The sequence below is a fragment of the Oceanobacter sp. 5_MG-2023 genome, from assembly GCF_030548165.1.
GTDB lineage: Bacteria > Pseudomonadota > Gammaproteobacteria > Pseudomonadales > Oceanobacteraceae > Oceanobacter.
In genome coordinates, this window is sequence record NZ_JAUORS010000065.1 from 1 (window position 1) to 891 (window position 891).

General features: G+C 49.8%; 2 protein-coding genes. One reads left to right on the plus strand and one right to left on the minus strand.

Annotated features, from left to right (window positions below):
- Positions 1 to 81 precede the first annotated feature (81 nt).
- Positions 82 to 321: a hypothetical protein gene (locus Q4551_RS16140; protein WP_303434953.1), complete on the minus strand. Its 240-nt coding sequence runs from the start codon at positions 319 to 321 to the stop codon at positions 82 to 84.
- Between the two features lie 34 nt (positions 322 to 355).
- Between Q4551_RS16140 and Q4551_RS16145 the strand changes: the two genes are divergently transcribed.
- Complete coding sequence (locus Q4551_RS16145) at positions 356 to 577, plus strand: hypothetical protein (protein WP_303434956.1); 222 nt, start codon at positions 356 to 358, stop codon at positions 575 to 577.
- Positions 578 to 891 lie beyond the last annotated feature (314 nt).

Sequence of the window (891 nt, forward strand, 5' to 3'; positions counted from 1 at the left end):
TCTGAATGAAGTCTACCTGACGACCATGCCAATGGGCGTTATGACATCACAGGGGTTGGTCTGATGCTGACAGGACACTCGTTAGCAGATGCGGGTGATGGCGCAGCCTCTGGCCACGGTGACGATCCAGCAGCCGTTGCTGACTTTCGGCAAGTTGAGCCGTGCCATTGAGCTGGCACGGCGGAAAGGCGAGCTGAGGATGTCGGCCTGTTGCAGGTTTGTCGAGATCTGGTTGATGCAACCAGTCAGGCTTATATTGCGGTTGATGCCTTGCGTCGGCCGTTGCACATTGCCTAGCAGAACACCAGCGATCATCAGCATCTGTAAGACCGTATTACGGAGCATGCGGTGCTTGATGAAAGACGACATGCAGCGCAGTAATGAACGTCAGGGGTTGTTGGTCGATAGCATTCAGGGAGCCGAGACCATTCAGGTTGCGAATGCCAGTTGGCGTTTTTCCGAAATTTGGCAATCCATCAGTGAAACCGTGGCCGATCAAATAACGAATAAATATTCGCTGGGGTCTGACCAGCATAAAATACGGGGGGTATTTATTGATACCAAATCAGCCTTTTGACTGATGAGATAATTGTTCCTGCTTTTTATACTGCTTCCTTCCAAATCACTTCGATATTTCAGACCTATTTGGCATCTCCGTGCTTTGCTAATTGCTGAGCCTGGACGCCTGAGTTTCTTAATGAGAAGTGGCCAACTATTTCCAAGGAAGAGCTCTGGGTGGCCACCCTATTTCCAAGGATGATCTCTGGGTGGCGACCCTGTTGAACAAGGAATGATTACATGCCGATTTATCGCTTAGCCGTTTTTAACCCTCTTAATGACTATGCTGGTCAAGTGTATAACGGTGATGAACCGGCTGTGGTGTCAGCCCAG